Below are 18,241 nucleotides of genomic sequence, written 5' to 3' on the forward strand. Positions count from 1 at the left end.
GTCTACTGGAGTAGACATCGTATCGCCCGAATCGACTTGAACTTGCAGACCGTTACGGCAGGTAAGAAGATCTAAAACCGTCCACTATGTCTCCGAACATGTGTCCACCATGTCTCCGGTACATACAGAGAGAGGGTTAGGGTGAGGGCTGTCGGTAATATAAAAATCTGAAGAGGAGGTATGACATGAATCGATTGACTGGCGGCTGCCTATGCGGCGATGTCCGTTTCGAAGTGACAGGTCAGCCCTACCGAGTCGGGATCTGCCACTGCCTCGATTGCCGCAAACGTCACGGCACGCTCTTTCACACCTCGGCCATATTTCCCGAGGATGCGTTGAAAGTCACCGGCGAAACCCGCAACTACAACGGGCGCTTTTTCTGCCCCCGCTGCGGCTCTCCGGTGTTCGCGCGTTCCGAAGATGAAGTAGAGGTAAACGTCGGATCACTTGATGAGCCTAATCAGTTCAAACCCACCTACGAACTCTGGACGATTCGCCGCGAGGCGTGGCTGCCGGCGCTTCCACTGGCTCACCACTACGAGCGTGATCGCGAAAGCACGGGGCGTACCGAAGAATAGTTGCAACCCTCAGCCGACCTTTGTGGGATCACAGCTAGCCTGCTAGCGAATGCGCTAGTTCAGCCAACACCTTCTTTGGCAGACCCGTCGCCATCGCCAGCAGGCTGGCTTCTACAAGGGATTGGTGTGGATCACAGAATTGCGGGTTGGCACAAAACACTGTGGGAGCTGGCTTGCCAGCGATAGCGGTAGGTCAGGCAACAACGATGTTGAAGGTGCCGCCGCCTTCGCTGGCAAGCCAGCTCCCACAGGAATTGAGGTGGGTTGAGGATTTTTGGTGTGACAAATAGCTAATAGGGGAGCCAGCAGGCTGGCTGCCACAGAGATAAGTGTCAGGCACCGGTCCATTTTCAGCCGCGAATAAAGGCTAAAAGATCCGCGTTAATCGTTTCGGCCTCCGTCGTCGGCATCCCGTGCGGGAACCCCGGATATGACTTCAGCGTGCCATTGGGCAGCAACTTCGCCGACAACGGCCCCGAGTCCGCATACGGCACAATCTGGTCATCCTCGCCATGCATCACCAACACCGGCACCGTGACCTTCTTCAAGTCCTCGGTGAAGTCCGTCTGCGAAAACGCCACGATCCCGTCGTAATGCGCCTTCGCTCCGCCAATCATCCCTTGACGCCACCAGTTGGCAATAATCCCCTCCGAAGGCGTGGCGCCCGGCCGGTTGTAGCCATAAAACGGTCCGGTCGGAATATCGCGATAAAACTGCGCGCGATTCGCCGCCAGTTGTGCCTGAAAATCATCGAACACCGATTTCGGCAACCCACCCGGATTGCTCTCGGTCTGCACCATCAACGGTGGCACCGCACTGATCAGCACACCTTTGGCAACGTTGGCCTGACCATGCCGGGCGATGTAATGAATCACCTCACCGCCACCGGTCGAGTGACCGACATGCACCACGTTCTTCAGGCCCAGATGATTAACCACGGCCAGCGTATCGTCGGCGTAATGATCCATATCGTGCCCGTCCCAGACCTGGCTCGAACGCCCATGCCCACGGCGATCATGGGCAACCACCCGAAAGCCCTTGCCGAGGAAAAACAGCATCTGCGCATCCCAATCGTCGGAACTGAGCGGCCAGCCGTGGTGGAAGTGGATCACTGGCGCGTCTTTCGGGCCCCAGTCCTTGTAGAAAATCTCGACGCCGTCTTTGCTGGTGACAAATCCCATGTTCGCAACTCCAGACCAATCTGATGGATAACCCGCGCGGTAATCGCGGACCGGTTTCGCTCATGACGAGTTTTCTACTGTGCAGGCTCGGTGAGAGCCGTTATCAACTGTAGGATTAAAGTCGACATCTGCATGACCGGTGGTCGCAACGTCTGGCTTCGTACGCAAATTAGGCTTTGCTGAAAGGGATAAGCCGAGGCGCGCGTAGGCTTTGATGGCCACAGCGGCGCCCCTTCAGAACACCGTGAGTCTGAGGAATTTCCCCGATGCTGACCTTGAATATCAATGGCAAGGATCAGGAGCTCGATGTCCCCGCGGACATGCCGTTGCTCTGGGTCCTGCGCGATGTCGCGCACCTGACCGGCACCAAATTCGGCTGTGGCATGGCCCAGTGCGGGGCCTGCACCGTGCACGTTGACGGCGCGCCGTTGCGCGCCTGCATCACCCCCGCGACTGCCGTGGCCCATGGACAAAAAATTCTTACCATCGAAGGCCTGTCCACCGACGGCTCGCACCCGGTGCAGCAAGCCTGGGCCGAACTCGACGTGGTGCAGTGCGGTTACTGCCAATCGGGGCAGATCATGTCGGCAGCGGCGCTGCTGGCGAAAATCCCCAAACCCACCGACAGCGATATCGATCAGGCGCTCTCCGGCAATATCTGCCGTTGCGGCACCTATCCCCGGATTCGCGCAGCGGTTAAGCGTGCATCGGAAATCGGCTGATTCAATCTGTGGGAGATAGGTGATGAACAGTCCTGTATCGCGTCGGGGTTTTCTCAAGGGCAGTGCCGTGTTGGGCGGCGGGTTGGTAGTGGCGTTTGTCGTCCCCGGCGGCCACAAATTTGCCTATGCGGCGGAGAATGAAGGCAAGGTTTTCGCGCCGAATGCGTTCCTGCGCATTGCCGCTGACAACAGCGTCACCGTTTTACTGGGCCATTCGGAGATGGGCCAGGGCATCTGGACCGGCCTGACCATGTTGATTGCCGAAGAACTGGACGCGGACTGGTCGAAGATCCGCGTCGAGCATTCGCCGGCGTCAGCGGCGGATTACGGCATGCCGGGGTTTGGCGGCATGCAGATTACCGGCGGCTCGACGTCGACGTGGATGGAGTTCGACCGTTATCGACTGGCAGGCGCGACGGCGCGACAGATGCTGGTAGAGGCAGCGGCGAAGCGCTTTGAAGTGGCACCGTCGGCGATTCGCACTGAATCGGGTGTGGTGATCGCGGGCGACAAACGCGCAACTTACGGCGAGCTGGCGGACGCTGCCGGGCAATTACCGGTGCCGGATCCGAAGTCGATAACTTTCAAGGAAGCCAAGGACTGGAAAGTCATCGGCAAACCGACCAAACGCCTCGACACGCCGGAGAAAATCACCGGCCGCGCCAAGTTCGGCATGGACGTGCAGTTTGAAGGCCTGATGACGGCGATGGTTGCGCGCCCACCGGTATTTGGTGCCAGCGTTAAATCCTTCGAAGGTGCTGAAGCGCTGGCGGTGCCGGGCGTGCACAAAGTGGTGCAGGTGCCGAGCGGGGTCGCGGTGATTGCTGATCATTACTGGGCGGCGAAACTGGGCCGTGATGCGCTGAAAGTCGATTGGGAATTGGGGCCGAATGCGGACCTGAGCAGCGAGAAACTGCTGGCGAGCTTCCGTAAATTGGCCACGACACAAGGCACGTCGGCGAGTCAGGCCGGTGATGCCAAGGGCAGTTTTGGTAAAGCGGCGAAGAAAATCGATGTCGAATACAGCGTGCCGTATCTGGCTCATGCGCCGATGGAGCCGCTCAATTGCACGGTGAAGATCAGCGCCGAGAAATGCGAAATCTGGACCGGCACGCAGTTTCAGACGCTCGATCAAATGGTCGCCGGCAAGATCACCGGGCTGAAACCGGAGCAGGTCGAGATTCACACCGAATTCCTGGGCGGCGGTTTCGGGCGCCGGGCCAACCCGACTTCAGACTTTGTCGCCGAAGCCGTGCAAGTGGCGAAAGCCGCGGCCATGCCGGTGAAAACCGTGTGGTCGCGGGAAGACGATATTCGTGGCGGTTACTACCGTTCGATGTTCCTGCATCAGGCGCGGATCGGGCTCGGTGCCGATGGCCTGCCGTCGAGCTGGCAGCATGTATTGGTCGGGCAGTCGATCATGGCCGGCACGATGCTGGAAAAAACCATGGTCAAGAACGGCGTTGATGCAACGTCGGTCGAAGGCGTTTCCGACAGCCCTTATGTCAAAGGCCTGGCCAACCACCAGGTCGATCTGCATTCACCGCAAACCGGGATCAATGTGCTGTGGCTGCGCTCGGTAGGTCACAGCCACACGGCGTTTGTCATGGAATCGCTGATCGATGAGATGGCCACGGCGGCAGGCAAAGATCCGGTGGAGTACCGACGAACCTTGCTCAAGGAGCATCCTCGGCATTTGGGCGTGCTCAATCTGGCGGTGGAGAAAGCCAACTGGAAAGCACCGTTGCCCGACGGCCATGCGCTGGGCGTGGCGGTGCACGAGTCGTTCGGCAGCTACGTGGCGCAGGTCGCCGAGGTGTCGCAGGACAATCTGGCGATTCGCGTGCATCGCGTGGTCTGCGCGGTGGACTGCGGGATCGCGGTGAACCCGCAGAGCATCGCGGCGCAGATGGAGTCGTGCATCACTTTCGGTCTGGGCATGGCGCTGCACAGCAAGCTGACGCTCAAGGACGGCGCGGTCGTGCAGTCCAACTATCACGATTATCAGGTGCTGCGGCTCAACGAGATGCCGGTGGTGGAAGTGCACATCGTGCCCAGCAGCGACAAACCCGGCGGCATCGGCGAGGCCGGTGTGCCGCCGACCGCGCCGGCGGTGGCCAACGCGGTGTTCGCCCTGACCGGGCAGCGCCTGCGCGAGTTGCCGCTGCAACTGTCGGGGGTGTGAGATGAAACGACATCTAGTGTTGGGCACGGTGGTTTTACTGGGGCTGGGCGGTTATGCCTCGGACCTGTTCGCCGATGATCAGGAAGCGCTGAAAGCGTTCGGCACGGTGCAGAAAGTTTTCCAGAGCCCGCGTTGCCAGAACTGCCATATTCCCGGTGATTCGCCGTTGCAGTTCGACGCTGGCATCCCCCACGCCATGAACGTGGTGCGCGGCATGGACGGCAAGGGCGCCGCCGGTCTGCCGTGCGCGACCTGTCACGCGGAAAACAATCCGCCGGCCAGCTACGGCCTGCATGCACCGCCGGGTGCGCCGCACTGGAGCCTGCCGCCGGCGGCGCACAAAATGGCCTGGATCGGCCTGCCGCCGGACAAACTCTGCGCGATGATCAAGGACCGCTCGAGCAACGGCGATCGCGACTTTGCTGCGCTGATCAAGCATGTCAGCGAAGACAAACTGGTGCTGTGGGGCTGGAATCCCGGGGCAGGGCGCGCGCCGGTGCCAGTGCCGCACGATATTTTTGTCGCGCAATTCAAGCTGTGGGCCGAGGCGGGCGGGCCATGCCCGGTGGCGCAAATGTGAGCCATTGCCAAATTAGCGCTACGCTTGAAAGCATTGTTGCCAATGGAGTGTGCTGATGCTGGTTCCAGGAAAACCTGCGAATGAAACGGCGCGCGTTCAAGCGTTGCACGGTCTTGAACTGCTCGATTCCGCCCCTGAAGAGCGTTTCGACCGACTGACACGGTTGGCGAAACGCCTGTTCAATGTGCCGATTGCACTGGTGACGCTGGTCGACACCAACCGGCAGTGGTTCAAATCGTGTGTGGGGCTTGATGTCAGCGAGACGCCGAGGGATGTTTCATTCTGCGGCCATGCGATTCTTAACGACGGCCTGTTGTTGGTACCGGACGCCCGCGAAGATGTGCGCTTTCATGACAACCCGCTGGTCACCGGCGCGCCGAACATTCGCTTCTACGCCGGTTACCCGCTGACTGTGCCCAATGGCAATAAAATGGGCACGCTGTGCCTGATCGACACCAAGCCCCGCGACCTCGACCAGGAAGAGCGTGCGCTGTTGCGTGATCTGGCGGAAATGGCCGAGCAAGAGTTGGCTGCTGTGCAGATCGCGAGCATGGATGAATTGACCTTGCTGTCCAATCGCCGTGGTTTCAAGCAACTGGCGCAGCATGCGCTGGACGCCTGCGCGCGCCTGGAACGGCCGGCAACCTTGCTGTTTTTCGACCTCAATGACTTCAAGCAGATCAACGATCTGTATGGGCATGCCGAAGGTGACAGTGCGCTGAAGACCTTCGCCGATGTGCTGCGTATTGCCTTTCGCGAAAGTGACGTGGTCGGGCGGCTCGGTGGCGATGAGTTCGTTGCGCTGCTGACCGGCTCCAGCCATGTCGAAACCACAGCGATCATGGCGCGGCTCAAGGATATTCTCGAAGAGCGCAATGCCACGTTGCATCGCGGGTATGCGATTCGCTTCAGCGTCGGGCAGATCGAGTACGACGCCAAGCGCCATGAGACCGTGGATCGGCTGCTGGCGGATGCCGATAGTGCGATGTACGTGCACAAGCAGGCCTTGAAGCGTTGTTGATTCGGGCCTCATCGCTGGCAAGTCGAATCGTCGCACCGCAGCTCCCACAGGGATCTGCAGTGAACCGGGATTTTGTGAACACCCGAGAAACCTGTGGGAGCTGGCTTGCCAGCGATGGCGTCCGCACATCCAACATCGTCATCGGCTGACCCACCGCCATCGCGAGCAGGCTCACTCCTACAATGGTGTCGGGTGTTCTCAAAATCCCGGTTCACCACAAATCCATGTGGGAACTAGCCTGCCAGCGAATGCGTCAGCCCGAACCCTACATATCTATTTGGCAAACAACTGCCCAATGTCTTTAAACGCCTTGAACTCCAGCGCATTGCCGCACGGGTCAAACAAAAACATCGTCGCCTGTTCCCCGACCAAACCCTGAAAGCGAATTCCCGGCTCAATCACAAACTTGGTCTCGAGCGACTGCAAACGCTCGGCCAGCGCCTCCCATTCCTGCATACCCAACACCACACCAAAATGCGGCACCGGTACGTCATGCCCATCGACGGCGTTGGTGTGCGCGGCTTCCTGCGAGGCGTTTTTCGGTGCCAGGTGAATCACCAGTTGATGACCAAAGAAATTGAAATCGACCCAGTGATCACTGGAGCGACCTTCCTCCAGACCAAACACCTCGCGATAAAAGTGCCGTGCGGCTGCGAGGTCATACACCGGAATGGCCAGATGAAAAGGGCTGAGCTGCATAGTGGGATTCTCGATCGGTTGGGTTGACTGAGTTTAATGCTGTGAAATGTGATTGAAAGACGATAGTTTTTGCGTCGAGCTCAAATTATTTCGATCAGTCGAGGTGCGCATGCTGCGTGAACTGAAGACCTTTCTTGCCGTGGCGCGGCATGGCACTTTCGCTGCGGCGGGGCTGCACATTGGCCTGACGCAATCGGCGGTCAGCGCGCAGATCCGCAATCTTGAACAGGCGTTGGGGATTCGCCTGTTCGACCGCACTGGCCGCCAGGCAATGCTCAATCCGGCGGGGCAGCGGGCGGTGCCGATGGCGCAGGAGATGCTGGCGATCTTCAGCCGGATGGCGATCAGCGAGGACGTCAGTGAGTTTCGCGGCGAGCTGAAAATCGGTGCAGTGGCCACTGCGCAAACCGGGTTGTTGCCTCAGGCGTTGTTGCGCTTGCGTCAACAGGCACCGGGGCTTGAGCCAAAACTGGTGCCGGGCGTTTCGTTGAACCTGCTCAGTCAGGTGGATGCCGGCGAAGTTGATCTGGCAATCATGATCAAGCCGCCGTTCGAACTGCCCAAAGAGCTGTCGGCGCAGGTGATCCGGCGTGAGCCGTTTGTGTTGATCGTGCCGCCGCAGGTCGATGGCAACGATCCGCTGCGGTTACTCGCCGAACGGCCGCATGTGCGCTACGACCGCAATTCTTTCGGTGGGCGATTGGTGACGCGGTTTCTGCGGGAGCAGCGCATAGAGGTCAACGTAGCGCTGGAGCTGGATGAACTGGAAGCGATCGTGAAAATGGTCGAGTCGGGATTGGGGGTTTCACTGCTGCCAAAAGCAGGGCTGTGGCTGGACCATTCGCTCAAGGTCAGGATCATCGAGCTGGGCGAACTGACGTTCTATCGCGAGATGGTTTTGCTGCAGCGTTACAGTCAGCGCAATCAGCCGATCCAAAAGCTGTTCGCACAGTGTCTGGAATAACCCCAATCCCCTTGTAGGAGTGAGCCTGCTCGCGATCGCAGTGGTCCAGAGACATGAATGTTGCTGACCCGACGCCATCGCGAGCAGGCTCACTCCTACAAGGGATTTGGGTTGTTCAAGAAATAGCAGGCATAAAAAAACCCGCCAGATTGGCGGGTTTTTTATTGGCTAAGCGAAGATCACTCTTCGATGTTGCCCATGGCGGTGGTGTTGAAGCCGCCGTCTACGTACATGATTTCGCCGCTGATGCCCGACGCCAGGTCGGAGCACAGGAAGGCGCCGGCGTTGCCGACTTCGTCGATGGTGACGTTGCGACGCAGCGGGGTTTGCGCTTCGTTGGCGGCCAGCATCTTGCGGAAGTTCTTGATGCCCGAGGCTGCCAGGGTACGGATCGGACCAGCCGATACGCAGTTGACGCGGGTGCCGTCCGGGCCCAGGGAGCCGGCCAGGTAACGTACGCCAGCTTCCAGCGAAGCCTTGGCCATGCCCATCACGTTGTAGTTCGGCATGGTGCGCTCGGCGCCCAGGTACGACAGGGTCAGCAGGCTGCCGTTGCGGCCTTTCATCATTTCGCGACCGGCTTTGGCCAGGGCCACGAAGCTGTAGGCGCTGATGTCGTGAGCGATGCGGAATCCGTCACGGGTGGTGGCTTCGGTGAAGTCGCCGTCCAGTTGGTCGCCCGGGGCGAAACCAACGGAGTGGACGATGCAATCCAGGCCGTCCCACTTCTTGCTCAGTGCTTCGAAGACCTTGGCGATTTCTTCATCGCTGGCCACGTCGCACGGGAAGCACAGCTCAGGGCTCGAACCCCAGCCTTGGGCGAATTCTTCAACACGACCTTTCAGTTTGTCGTTCTGATAAGTGAAGGCAAGCTCAGCGCCCTCGCGATGCATGGCGGCAGCGATGCCGGATGCGATGGACAGCTTGCTGGCGACACCGACGATCAGTACGCGCTTACCGGCGAGAAAACCCATGTGTTGCTCCTCTTTCAGGTTATTGCGCAGTGGCTGGTGCCAAAAAAGCGGCTTCCAGCAACTGCTGTGTATACGGATGTTGGGGGGCGGCAAAAATACTTTGCGCGTCTCCCTGTTCGACCACTTGGCCATGCTTGACCACCATCAGCTGGTGGCTCAGCGCTTTCACCACAGCCAGGTCATGGCTGATAAACAAATACGTCAGGTTGTACTTGGCTTGCAGTGAACGCAACAGCTCCACCACTTGCCGCTGCACCGTCCGGTCGAGCGCCGACGTCGGCTCGTCCAGCAGGATCAGCGCCGGTTTCAGCACCAAAGCCCGGGCAATGGCGATTCGTTGCCGTTGCCCACCGGAAAATTCGTGGGGGTAGCGGTGCCGGGTTTCCGGATCCAGACCTACCTCCTTCAATGCCGCAATAATCGCCGCCTCTTGCTCCTCGGCGGTGCCCATCTTGTGAATCCGCAGGCCTTCGCCAACGATGTCACTGACACACATGCGTGGGCTCAGGCTGCCAAACGGGTCCTGAAACACCACCTGCATCTCCCGACGCAACGGGCGAACCTCGTTCTGCGTCAGGCAGTCTAGCTGCTTGCCTTCAAAGCGGATTGCGCCTTTGCTGCCGATCAGCCGCAAAATCGCCAGACCCAGCGTGGATTTGCCGGAACCGCTTTCGCCGACAATCCCCAGGGTCTGACCCTGAGGCAGGCTGAAATTGATGCCGTCCACTGCCTTGACGTGATCCACCGTGCGCTTGAGCAGGCCTTTCTTGATCGGGAACCAGACTTTCAGGTCCTCGACTTCAAGCAGCGGCGCGCCGATTTTATTGCTCGCCGGGCCTCCGCTGGGCTCCGCGCCGAGCAATTCCCGAGTGTACGGATGCTGCGGCGAACGGAACAGCTCTGCGCACGATGCCTGTTCGACGATGCAACCGCGCTGCATGACACATACGCGATGCGCAATTCTTCGCACCAGGTTCAAATCGTGACTGATCAGTAACAGCGACATGCCCAATCTGGCCTGCAATTCCTTGAGCAAATCGAGGATTTTCAGCTGAACGGTCACGTCCAGCGCCGTAGTCGGCTCGTCGGCAATCAGCAATTCCGGCTCGTTGGCCAGGGCCATGGCGATCATCACCCGCTGACGCTGGCCACCGGACAATTCGTGGGGCAGGGCCTTGAGACGCTTGTGCGGCTCGGGGATGCCGACCATCTCCAGCAGTTCCAGCGTGCGTTTGGTCGCCACTTTGCCGGTCAGGCCCTTGTGGATGCCGAGGACTTCGTTGATCTGCTTCTCGATCGAGTGCAGCGGATTCAGCGAGGTCATCGGCTCCTGAAAGATCATCGCGATACGATTGCCGCGAATATGCCGGATGGTTTTTTCACTGAGGCCCAGCAGGTTTTGCCCGGCGTAGTTGATGCTGCCGGCCGGATGGCGGGCCATCGGGTAGGGCAGCAGGCGCAGGATCGAGTGCGCGGTCACCGATTTGCCCGAGCCGGATTCGCCGACCAGCGCGAGGGTTTCGCCGCGCTTGATATCGAAACTCACGCCTTCGACGACCCGGTGCACGCGCTCGCCGAAACCGAACTCGACGGCGAGGTCACGCACTTCAATCAGATTGTCCTGATTCATTTCACTTCCTCGGGTCGAAGGCATCGCGAGCGGACTCGCCGATAAACACCAGCAAACTCAACATCAATGCGAGTACGGCGAAGGCACTCATGCCCAGCCACGGCGCTTGCAGGTTGGATTTGCCCTGGGCGACCAGTTCACCCAGCGACGGACTGCCGGCCGGCAAGCCGAAACCGAGGAAGTCCAAAGCGGTGAGGGTGCCGATGGCGCCGGTTAGGATGAACGGCATAAACGTCATGGTCGAGACCATCGCATTGGGCAGGATGTGGCGGAACATGATCGCGCCGTTCTGCATGCCCAGCGCGCGCGCGGCGCGCACGTATTCGAGGTTGCGGCCACGGAGGAACTCGGCGCGCACCACGTCGACCAGGCTCATCCACGAGAACAGCAGCATGATCCCCAGCAGCCACCAGAAATTCGGCTGGACGAAACTGGCGAGGATGATCAGCAGATACAGCACCGGCAAACCCGACCAGATTTCCAGAAAACGTTGGCCGGCCAGATCGACCCAGCCGCCATAGAAACCCTGCAAGGCCCCGGCAATCACGCCGATGATCGAACTCAACACGGTCAACGTCAGCGCAAAAAGCACCGAAATGCGGAAGCCATAAATCACCCGCGCCAACACATCGCGGCCCTGATCGTCAGTACCCAGCAGATTGTCCGCCGACGGTGGCGCGGGCGCCGGGACTTTCAAGTCGTAGTTGATGCTCTGATAGCTGTAGGGAATCGGCGCCCACAACACCCACGCATCCTTGGCCTTGAGCAGTTCGCGGATGTACGGGCTCTTGTAGTTGGCTTCCAGCGGGAATTCGCCGCCGAAGGCGGTTTCCGGGTAGCGCTTGATCGCCGGGAAGTACCAGTTGTTGTCGTAATGCACCACCAGCGGCTTGTCGTTGGCGATCAGCTCGGCACCGAGGCTCAGGCCGAACAGGATCAGAAACAGCCACAGCGACCACCAGCCGCGCTTGTTGGCTTTGAACAGTTCGAAGCGGCGGCGGTTGAGAGGGGACAGGTTCATCTCAATGCTCCCGGCTTTCGAAGTCGATGCGCGGATCGACCAAGGTGTAGGTGAGGTCGCCGATCAGTTTCACCACCAGCCCCAGCAGGGTGAAGATGAACAGGGTGCCGAACACCACCGGGTAATCGCGGTTGATCGCCGCTTCGAAACTCATCAGACCGAGGCCGTCGAGGGAGAAGATCACTTCCACCAGCAAGGAGCCTGTGAAGAAGATGCCGATGAACGCCGACGGGAAACCGGCAATCACCAACAGCATGGCGTTGCGGAACACGTGGCCGTAGAGCACACGGTGGCGGGTCAGGCCTTTGGCCTTGGCGGTGACCACGTACTGCTTGTTGATCTCGTCGAGGAAGCTGTTTTTGGTCAGCAGGGTCATGGTCGCGAAGTTGCCGATCACCAGCGCAGTCACCGGCAACGCCAAGTGCCAGAAGTAATCGAGGAGCTTGCCGCCGAAACTCAGTTCATCGAAGTTGTTCGAGGTCAGGCCCCTTAGCGGGAACCAGTCGAGATAACTGCCGCCGGCAAACACCACGATCAGCAGGATCGCAAAGAGGAACGCCGGGATCGCGTAACCGACGATGATCGCCGAACTGGTCCACACATCGAAGTGGCTGCCGTGCCGCGTGGCCTTGGCGATCCCCAGCGGGATCGATACCAGGTACATGATTAGCGTGCTCCACAGCCCCAGCGAGATCGACACCGGCATCTTTTCCTTGATCAGGTCGATGACCTTGGCGTCGCGGAAAAAACTGTCGCCGAAATCCAGCTGCGCGTAGTTCTTGACCATGATCCACAGGCGTTCCGGGGCCGATTTGTCGAACCCGTACATGTGCTCGATTTCCTTGATCAGCGCCGGGTCCAGGCCCTGCGCGCCGCGATAGGACGAACCAGCCACGGACACCTCGGCACCGCCGCCGGCAATGCGGCTGGTGGCGCCTTCGAAGCCTTCGAGCTTGGCGATCATCTGTTCCACCGGGCCACCGGGCGCGGCCTGAATGATCACGAAGTTGATCAGCAGAATGCCGAACAGCGTCGGGATGATCAGCAGCAGTCGCCGAAAAATATACGCCAGCATCTGATTACTCCGTGCCCGCAGGGTCGGCTTGCAGTTTGGTTTCGACTTCTATCGCAGGTTTCGCGTCAGGCTTGACCCACCAGGTGTTAATCCCGATGTCGTACTTGGGCGAGACTTTCGGGTGACCGATGTGATTCCAGTAAGCCACGCGCCAGGTCTTGATGTGCCAGTTGGGGATCACGTAATAACCCCATTGCAGCACACGATCCAGCGCACGGGCATGGGCCACCAGGCTTTTGCGCGAGTCGGCGTTGATCAGGTTCTCGACCAGTTGATCGACGATCGGGTCTTTCAAACCCAAGGAATTGCGGCTGCTCGGTTTGTCGGCGGCGGCGCTCATCCAGTATTCGCGCTGCTCGTTACCCGGTGAGTTGGACTGCGGGAAGCTGCCGACCATCATGTCGAAATCCCGCGAACGCACGCGGTTGATGTACTGCGAAACGTCGACGCGGCGGATCACCAGATCGATGCCGAGGTCGCTGAGGTTGCGCTTGAATGGCAGCAATACGCGCTCGAATTCGGTCTGCGCAAGGAGGAATTCGATGACCACCGGTTTGCCGGTGGCGTCGACCATTTTGTCGTCGACGATCTTCCAGCCAGCCTCTTGCAGCAGTTGATAGGCCTCGCGCTGTTGGGTGCGGATCATGCCGCTGGCGTCGGTCTTCGGGTTTTCGAACGCCTCACTGAACACCTGTGCCGGCAGCTTGCTGCGGAACGGCTCGAGGATCGCCCGCTGATCGGCGTCGGGCAGGCCGGTGGCGGCCATTTCCGAGTTCTCGAAATAGCTGCGGGTTCGGAAATAGGCGCCGTTGAACAGTTGCTTGTTGGTCCATTCGAAGTCGAACAACAGGCCGAGCGCCTGGCGCACGCGCACGTCCTGAAACACTGGACGGCGCAAGTTGTAAACGAAGCCCTGCATGCCGGTCGGGTTGCTGTTGGCGATCTGTTCCTTGATCAAGCGGCCCTCGGTGACCGCCGGAATGTTGTAAGCGTTGGCCCAGTTTTTCGCGGTCATTTCCAGCCAGTAATCGAACTGCCCGGCCTTCAACGCTTCGAGGGCGACGGTGTTGTCGCGGTAGTAATCGGTGGTCATCGTGTCGAAATTGTAGAAACCACGGTTGACCGGCAGGTCCTTGCCCCAGTAATCCTTGACCCGCTCGTAGCGCACCGAGCGCCCGGCCTTTACTTCGGCGACCTTGTACGGGCCGCTACCGAGGGGGATTTCCAGGTTGCCTTTGTTGAAGTCGCGATCGGCCCACCAGTGTTTTGGCAGCACCGGTAATTGGCCGAGGATCAGTGGCAGTTCGCGGTTGTTGCTGTGTTTGAACTTGAACAGCACTTTCAGCGGGTCTTCGGCGATCACTTCGGAGACGTCGCTGTAGTAGCCGCGAAACATCGGCGAGCCTTCCTTGGTCAGCGTGTTGAAGCTGAACACTACGTCATCGGCGCGCACCGGGTGGCCGTCATGAAAACGGGCTTCGGGGCGCAGGTAGAAACGTACCCAGCTGTTGTCCGGGGCCTTTTCGATTTTGCCGGCGATCAGGCCGTATTCGGTAAAGGGCTCATCGAGGCTGTGCTTGGTCAGGGTGTCGTAGATCTGCCCGATATCATCGGCGGGCACGCCTTTGCTGATAAACGGGTTGAGGCTGTCGAAGCCACCAAAACCGGCCTGACGAAAGATGCCGCCCTTCGGCGCGTCCGGGTTTACGTAATCAAACTGTTTGAAATCGGCCGGATATTTCGGCGGCTCGTTGTACAGGGTCACGGCGTGTTGCGGGGCGGCCAAGGCCAGCCCGGCGAACAGCAAGCCGCTGGCCTGGACGAGCAGGGCGCGGATAGGGTTCATCGATCTTTCTCCGAAGACTTCAGCCACCACGCGCTCAGGCCCAGGGTGTAAGGCGGCGTGGTAACAAAGGCCAACCGGTTGCGGTAGGCCAGACGGTGATAATTCAGATACCAGTTGGGAATGCTGTAGTGCTGCCAGAGCAGCACGCGGTCGAGCGCCTTGCCGGCGGCGACTTGTTCGTCGCGGGTGCGCGCGGCGAGCAGTTGTTCGAGCAGGTGATCGACCACCGGGTTGGCGATGCCTGCGTAATTCTTGCTGCCCTTGACGCTCACCTGACTGGAGTGGAAGTACTGCCACTGCTCAAGGCCCGGGCTTAGGGTCTGGTTGAGCGTCATCGAGATCATGTCGAAATCAAATTGATCGAGGCGCTGCTTGTACTGCGCCCGATCCACGGTGCGCAGGCGCGCGTCGATGCCGATGCTGTTGAGATTCTCGATGTAGGGCTGGTAGAGGCGCTCGAGGTTCGGATTGACCAGCAGCAGTTCGAACCGCAGCGGTTGGCCGCTAGCGTTTTGCAGACGCTGACCGTTGAGCTTCCAGCCACCTTCAGCGAGCAATGCCAAGGCTTTGCGCATGGTTTCCCGGGGGATGCCGCGACCGTCGGTTTTTGGCAAGGTAAACGGCTCGGTGAACAGCTTGGCCGGCAGTTGTTCCTTGTACGGTTTGAGCATCAGCCATTCATGCCCGACCGGCAGGCCGGAGGTTGTGAATTCACTGTTGGGGTAGTAGCTGGTGGTGCGTTTGTAGGCATCGCTGAACAGCGCGCGATTGGTCCACTCGAAGTCGAACATCAGGCCCAGCGCTTCGCGGGTCTTTACGTCGGCGAACGTCGCGCGGCGGGTGTTCATGAACAGGCCCTGACTCTGGGTCGGGATCTGATGCGGGATCTGTGCCTTGATCACCTCGCCACGGCGTATCGCGGGGAAGTTGTAACCGTTGGCCCAGTTCTTCGCCTGATGCTCGATGTAAATGTCGAATTCGCCAGCCTTGAACGCTTCGAACGCTACATCACTGTCGCGGTAGAACTCGACTTCCATGCGATCGAAGTTGTACTTGCCGCGATTGACCGCCAGGTCCTTGCCCCAGTAATCCTTGACCCGCTCGAAGATCAACTGCCGGCCCGGCGTCACCGAAGTGATGCGATAGGGGCCGCTGCCCAGTGGCGGTTCGAAGGTGGTGGCCTTGAAGTCGCGGTCTTTCCAGTAATGCTGCGGCAGCACCGGCAATTCGCCAAGGCGCAGAATCAACAGCGGATTGCCCGAGCGCTTGAGCACGAAGCGAATGCGCTGTTTGTTGAGAATGTCGACCCGCAGCACTTCCTGCAACGCGGTGCGGTACAGCGGATGGCCGTCCTTGAGCAGCGTTCGATAGGAGAACGCTACGTCGTAGGCGGTGATCGGCGTGCCATCGTGAAAACGCGCCTCGGGACGCAGATTGAAGACGACCCAGCTGCGATCTTCGCTGTACTCCACCGATTGCGCGATCAAGCCGTAACTCGACGCCGGTTCGTCGCCGGACGGCGAATACTGGCCGGTGCCGACCATCAACGGCTCGTTCAGCTCATTGATGCCGTACTGGAGGAAATTCGCTGTGGTGACCGGGCTAGTGCCCTTGAAGGTGTACGGATTGACCGTATCGAAGGTGCCGAACGCCATCACCCGCAACGTACCGCCCTTGGGCGCTTGCGGGTTGACCCAGTCGAAGTGGGTAAATCTGGCCGGGTACTTGAGCGTGCCGAACTGCGCATAACCGTGACTTTCGGTAATCGTCGCGCTTGCGGTTGAGCTCAAGGCCAGGCTGATCAGGAGCAGGAGGAGGGCACGCTTCAAGTCAGATCCGATCCAGGCGGCTTGGGCTTAGTGGGCCGTACAGTAACAGCTTGTCTGGACAGGAAAAAGATGCGGGTTAATGCGGGGTTAATCGTTTGCGCGAAGAGCCCCTCACCCTAACCCTCTCCCAGAGGGAGAGGGGACTGACCGAGTTGTTTCTTCGAGCTACGCCGACCTGAAAATGCCGAGCCGAAGTCACGTTTGAAAAGCCCCTCACCCTAACCCTCTCCCGGAGGGAGAGGGGACTGACTGTGGTGTCTAGGCGAATTGCACCGACGTGCGATATCTGAGCTGAACTCAGATTTTGAAAAGCCCCCGATCGGCTCCCTTTCCCCCTCTACCCCTTGGGGGAGAGGGCTGGGGTGAGGGGGATCGATCTAAAGCACGCCACAAAATCCGAACCAAAAAAAAGCCCCTGAAAATTCAGGGGCTCGTCTGTCAGTGCGGCTGATAAACCGTGAGCATCTGCCCCGGCTTCAACGCCTTGCCCGCACCCGGATTCCAGCGCTTGAGATGCTGCATCTCAACGTTGAAGCGCTTGGCTACCACGTACAGCGTATCGCCGCGTTTGACCTTGTACTGAGTCTGCTGCGCGCTGTCGTCCTTGCCTTTGCTCTTGCTGTTGGCCGCAATCACCGTGTTCACACGGCCGGACTTGCGAGCCGGAGCACGCTTGGTGGTGTCCTGCATGACCAGAGTCTGGCCAACTTTGAGGTTCTTGCCGGTCAGCTTGTTCCAGCGTTGCAGATCCTTGACTTCGACCTTGTTGGCCTTGGCAATGGAACCGAGGTTGTCACCACGCTTCACGCGATAAGCCCGCTTGAGCTTGGCCACTTCCGATGGGTCAGCACCCTCGAACACCGGCTTCAGCGAACGCGGGCTGATCAGTTCGTCAGGCCGCATGGTCTGCAAACTGGCGGTCAGCAATTGCGCCTTCGACGTTGGCACTAGCAAATGCTGAGGGCCATCGATGGTGGTGCGTTGCTTGAAGGCCGGGTTGAGCTGGAACAGTTCGTCTTCGTCGATGTTGGCAACCGCGGCGACTTTGGACAAATCCATGCGCTGGTTGATTTCGACGACCTGGAAGTACGGTTCGTTGGCAATCGGATTGAGGTTCACGCCGTAAGCTTCCGGCGCCAGCACCACTTGCGACAGTGCCAGCAACTTCGGCACGTACGCCTGGGTTTCCGCCGGCAGCGGCAGGTTCCAGTAATCGGTGGGCAGGCCAAGCTTTTCGTTGCGTTCGATCGCGCGGCTGACCGTGCCTTCACCGGCGTTGTACGCCGCCAGGGCCAGCAACCAGTCACCGTTGAACATGTCGTGCAGACGGGTCAGGTAATCCATCGCTGCCGTGGTCGAAGCGGTGATATCGCGACGGCCATCATAGAAGCGGGTCTGACGCAGGTTGAAGTAACGCCCGGTGGACGGAATGAATTGCCACAGACCCACCGCATCGGCCCGCGAATAGGCCATCGGGTTATAGGCGCTTTCAATCACTGGCAGCAGGGCCAGTTCCAGCGGCATGTTGCGTTCTTCGAGGCGTTCGACGATGTAGTGAATATAGAGACTGCCGCGTTCGCCGGCGTTCTCGAGGAAAGAGGGATTGCTGGCGAACCACAGGCGCTGTTGCTCGATGCGCGGGTTGACGCCGAGGCCTTCCTGCAGCTGAAAGCCCTGGCGCATGCGTTCCCAGATGTCCTGGGGAACCTGTGGGCTGGGCTTTTCGGTCAGCCAGATCGGCTTCTGCTTGGCTCGCGCAGCAATGTTCGGCGTATGGGTCGCTTCAGTCTGCGGAGCATGGCTGGAACAGCCCGCCAGCGTGGCGGACACAGCCACCGCGATAGCTTGCGCCAGGCGGGTCAATGCGTCTGAATTGACGGACTTACGTATGGATGACGACATTGGCTGGAAGTAAGTTCCGGGCAAAAATGTCGGG

15 protein-coding genes are annotated in these 18,241 nt (G+C 59.6%); 6 read left to right on the top strand and 9 right to left on the bottom strand.

Features of this window, described 5'->3' with window-relative positions:
- Positions 1-185 precede the first annotated feature (185 nt).
- The gene (locus CKW38_RS03540; protein ID WP_095111840.1) at positions 186-578 is read left to right on the top strand and encodes a GFA family protein; all 393 of its coding nucleotides are present in this window, start codon (positions 186-188) and stop codon (positions 576-578) included.
- A gap of 350 nt (positions 579-928) precedes the next feature.
- Here the strand turns inward: CKW38_RS03540 and CKW38_RS03545 are convergent, their stop codons facing one another.
- Complete coding sequence (locus CKW38_RS03545) at positions 929-1,759, bottom strand: alpha/beta fold hydrolase (protein ID WP_095047914.1); 831 nt, start codon at positions 1,757-1,759, stop codon at positions 929-931.
- A gap of 266 nt (positions 1,760-2,025) precedes the next feature.
- Between CKW38_RS03545 and CKW38_RS03550 the strand changes: the two genes are divergently transcribed.
- The 4 genes from CKW38_RS03550 to CKW38_RS03565 are packed head-to-tail and all read left to right on the top strand — an operon-like array spanning position 2,026 to position 6,267.
- Entirely contained in the window at positions 2,026-2,481 is a 456-nt protein-coding gene (locus CKW38_RS03550; RefSeq protein WP_003224136.1) for a (2Fe-2S)-binding protein, read from the top strand.
- A 22-nt stretch (positions 2,482-2,503) separates the two neighbouring features.
- The gene (locus CKW38_RS03555) at positions 2,504-4,666 is read left to right on the top strand and encodes a xanthine dehydrogenase family protein molybdopterin-binding subunit (RefSeq protein WP_095111841.1); all 2,163 of its coding nucleotides are present in this window, start codon (positions 2,504-2,506) and stop codon (positions 4,664-4,666) included.
- Between the two features lies 1 nt (position 4,667).
- The gene (locus tag CKW38_RS03560; protein ID WP_007910597.1) at positions 4,668-5,246 is read left to right on the top strand and encodes a hypothetical protein; all 579 of its coding nucleotides are present in this window, start codon (positions 4,668-4,670) and stop codon (positions 5,244-5,246) included.
- 55 nt (positions 5,247-5,301) lie between these two features.
- Positions 5,302-6,267 (top strand): diguanylate cyclase, encoded by a 966-nt coding sequence (locus CKW38_RS03565; protein ID WP_095111842.1) that lies wholly within the window; start codon positions 5,302-5,304, stop codon positions 6,265-6,267.
- Between the two features lie 273 nt (positions 6,268-6,540).
- On the opposite strand, the gene CKW38_RS03570 is transcribed toward CKW38_RS03565, so the two are convergent.
- Complete coding sequence (locus CKW38_RS03570; protein ID WP_007910594.1) at positions 6,541-6,966, bottom strand: VOC family protein; 426 nt, start codon at positions 6,964-6,966, stop codon at positions 6,541-6,543.
- Positions 6,967-7,075: 109 nt separating this feature from the next.
- On the opposite strand from CKW38_RS03570, the gene CKW38_RS03575 reads away from it, so the two are divergent.
- On the top strand, positions 7,076-7,930 hold the full coding sequence (locus tag CKW38_RS03575; RefSeq protein WP_095111843.1) for a LysR family transcriptional regulator: 855 nt from the start codon (positions 7,076-7,078) through the stop codon (positions 7,928-7,930).
- Positions 7,931-8,109: 179 nt separating this feature from the next.
- Here CKW38_RS03575 and fabI read toward each other — a convergent pair whose 3' ends face one another.
- The 7 genes from fabI to CKW38_RS03610 all read right to left on the bottom strand — a co-directional run bounded on the left by fabI (position 8,110) and on the right by CKW38_RS03610 (position 18,207).
- Positions 8,110-8,904, bottom strand: coding sequence for an enoyl-ACP reductase FabI (gene fabI / locus CKW38_RS03580; RefSeq protein WP_007910591.1), 795 nt, complete (start codon positions 8,902-8,904; stop codon positions 8,110-8,112).
- A 19-nt stretch (positions 8,905-8,923) separates the two neighbouring features.
- Positions 8,924-10,534: an ABC transporter ATP-binding protein gene (locus tag CKW38_RS03585; RefSeq protein WP_095111844.1), complete on the bottom strand. Its 1,611-nt coding sequence runs from the start codon at positions 10,532-10,534 to the stop codon at positions 8,924-8,926.
- Between the two features lies 1 nt (position 10,535).
- Complete coding sequence (locus CKW38_RS03590) at positions 10,536-11,555, bottom strand: ABC transporter permease (RefSeq protein ID WP_007910587.1); 1,020 nt, start codon at positions 11,553-11,555, stop codon at positions 10,536-10,538.
- Between the two features lies 1 nt (position 11,556).
- Positions 11,557-12,630 carry a microcin C ABC transporter permease YejB gene (locus CKW38_RS03595; protein WP_095111845.1) on the bottom strand — a complete coding sequence of 358 codons (1,074 nt, stop codon included), beginning with the start codon at positions 12,628-12,630 and terminating at the stop codon, positions 11,557-11,559.
- Positions 12,631-12,634: 4 nt separating this feature from the next.
- The gene (locus CKW38_RS03600) at positions 12,635-14,476 is read right to left on the bottom strand and encodes an extracellular solute-binding protein (RefSeq protein ID WP_095111846.1); all 1,842 of its coding nucleotides are present in this window, start codon (positions 14,474-14,476) and stop codon (positions 12,635-12,637) included.
- Entirely contained in the window at positions 14,473-16,305 is a 1,833-nt protein-coding gene (locus tag CKW38_RS03605; RefSeq protein WP_095111847.1) for an extracellular solute-binding protein, read from the bottom strand. Before CKW38_RS03605 ends, CKW38_RS03600 begins: the two co-directional genes overlap by 4 nt.
- A 438-nt stretch (positions 16,306-16,743) precedes the next feature.
- A complete protein-coding gene (locus CKW38_RS03610) occupies positions 16,744-18,207 on the bottom strand; it encodes a transglycosylase SLT domain-containing protein (protein ID WP_007910577.1) in 1,464 nt (487 codons plus the stop codon).
- Positions 18,208-18,241 lie beyond the last annotated feature (34 nt).

Source organism: Pseudomonas sp. Irchel 3H7, assembly GCF_900187605.1.
In the GTDB taxonomy this organism is placed as follows: domain Bacteria; phylum Pseudomonadota; class Gammaproteobacteria; order Pseudomonadales; family Pseudomonadaceae; genus Aquipseudomonas.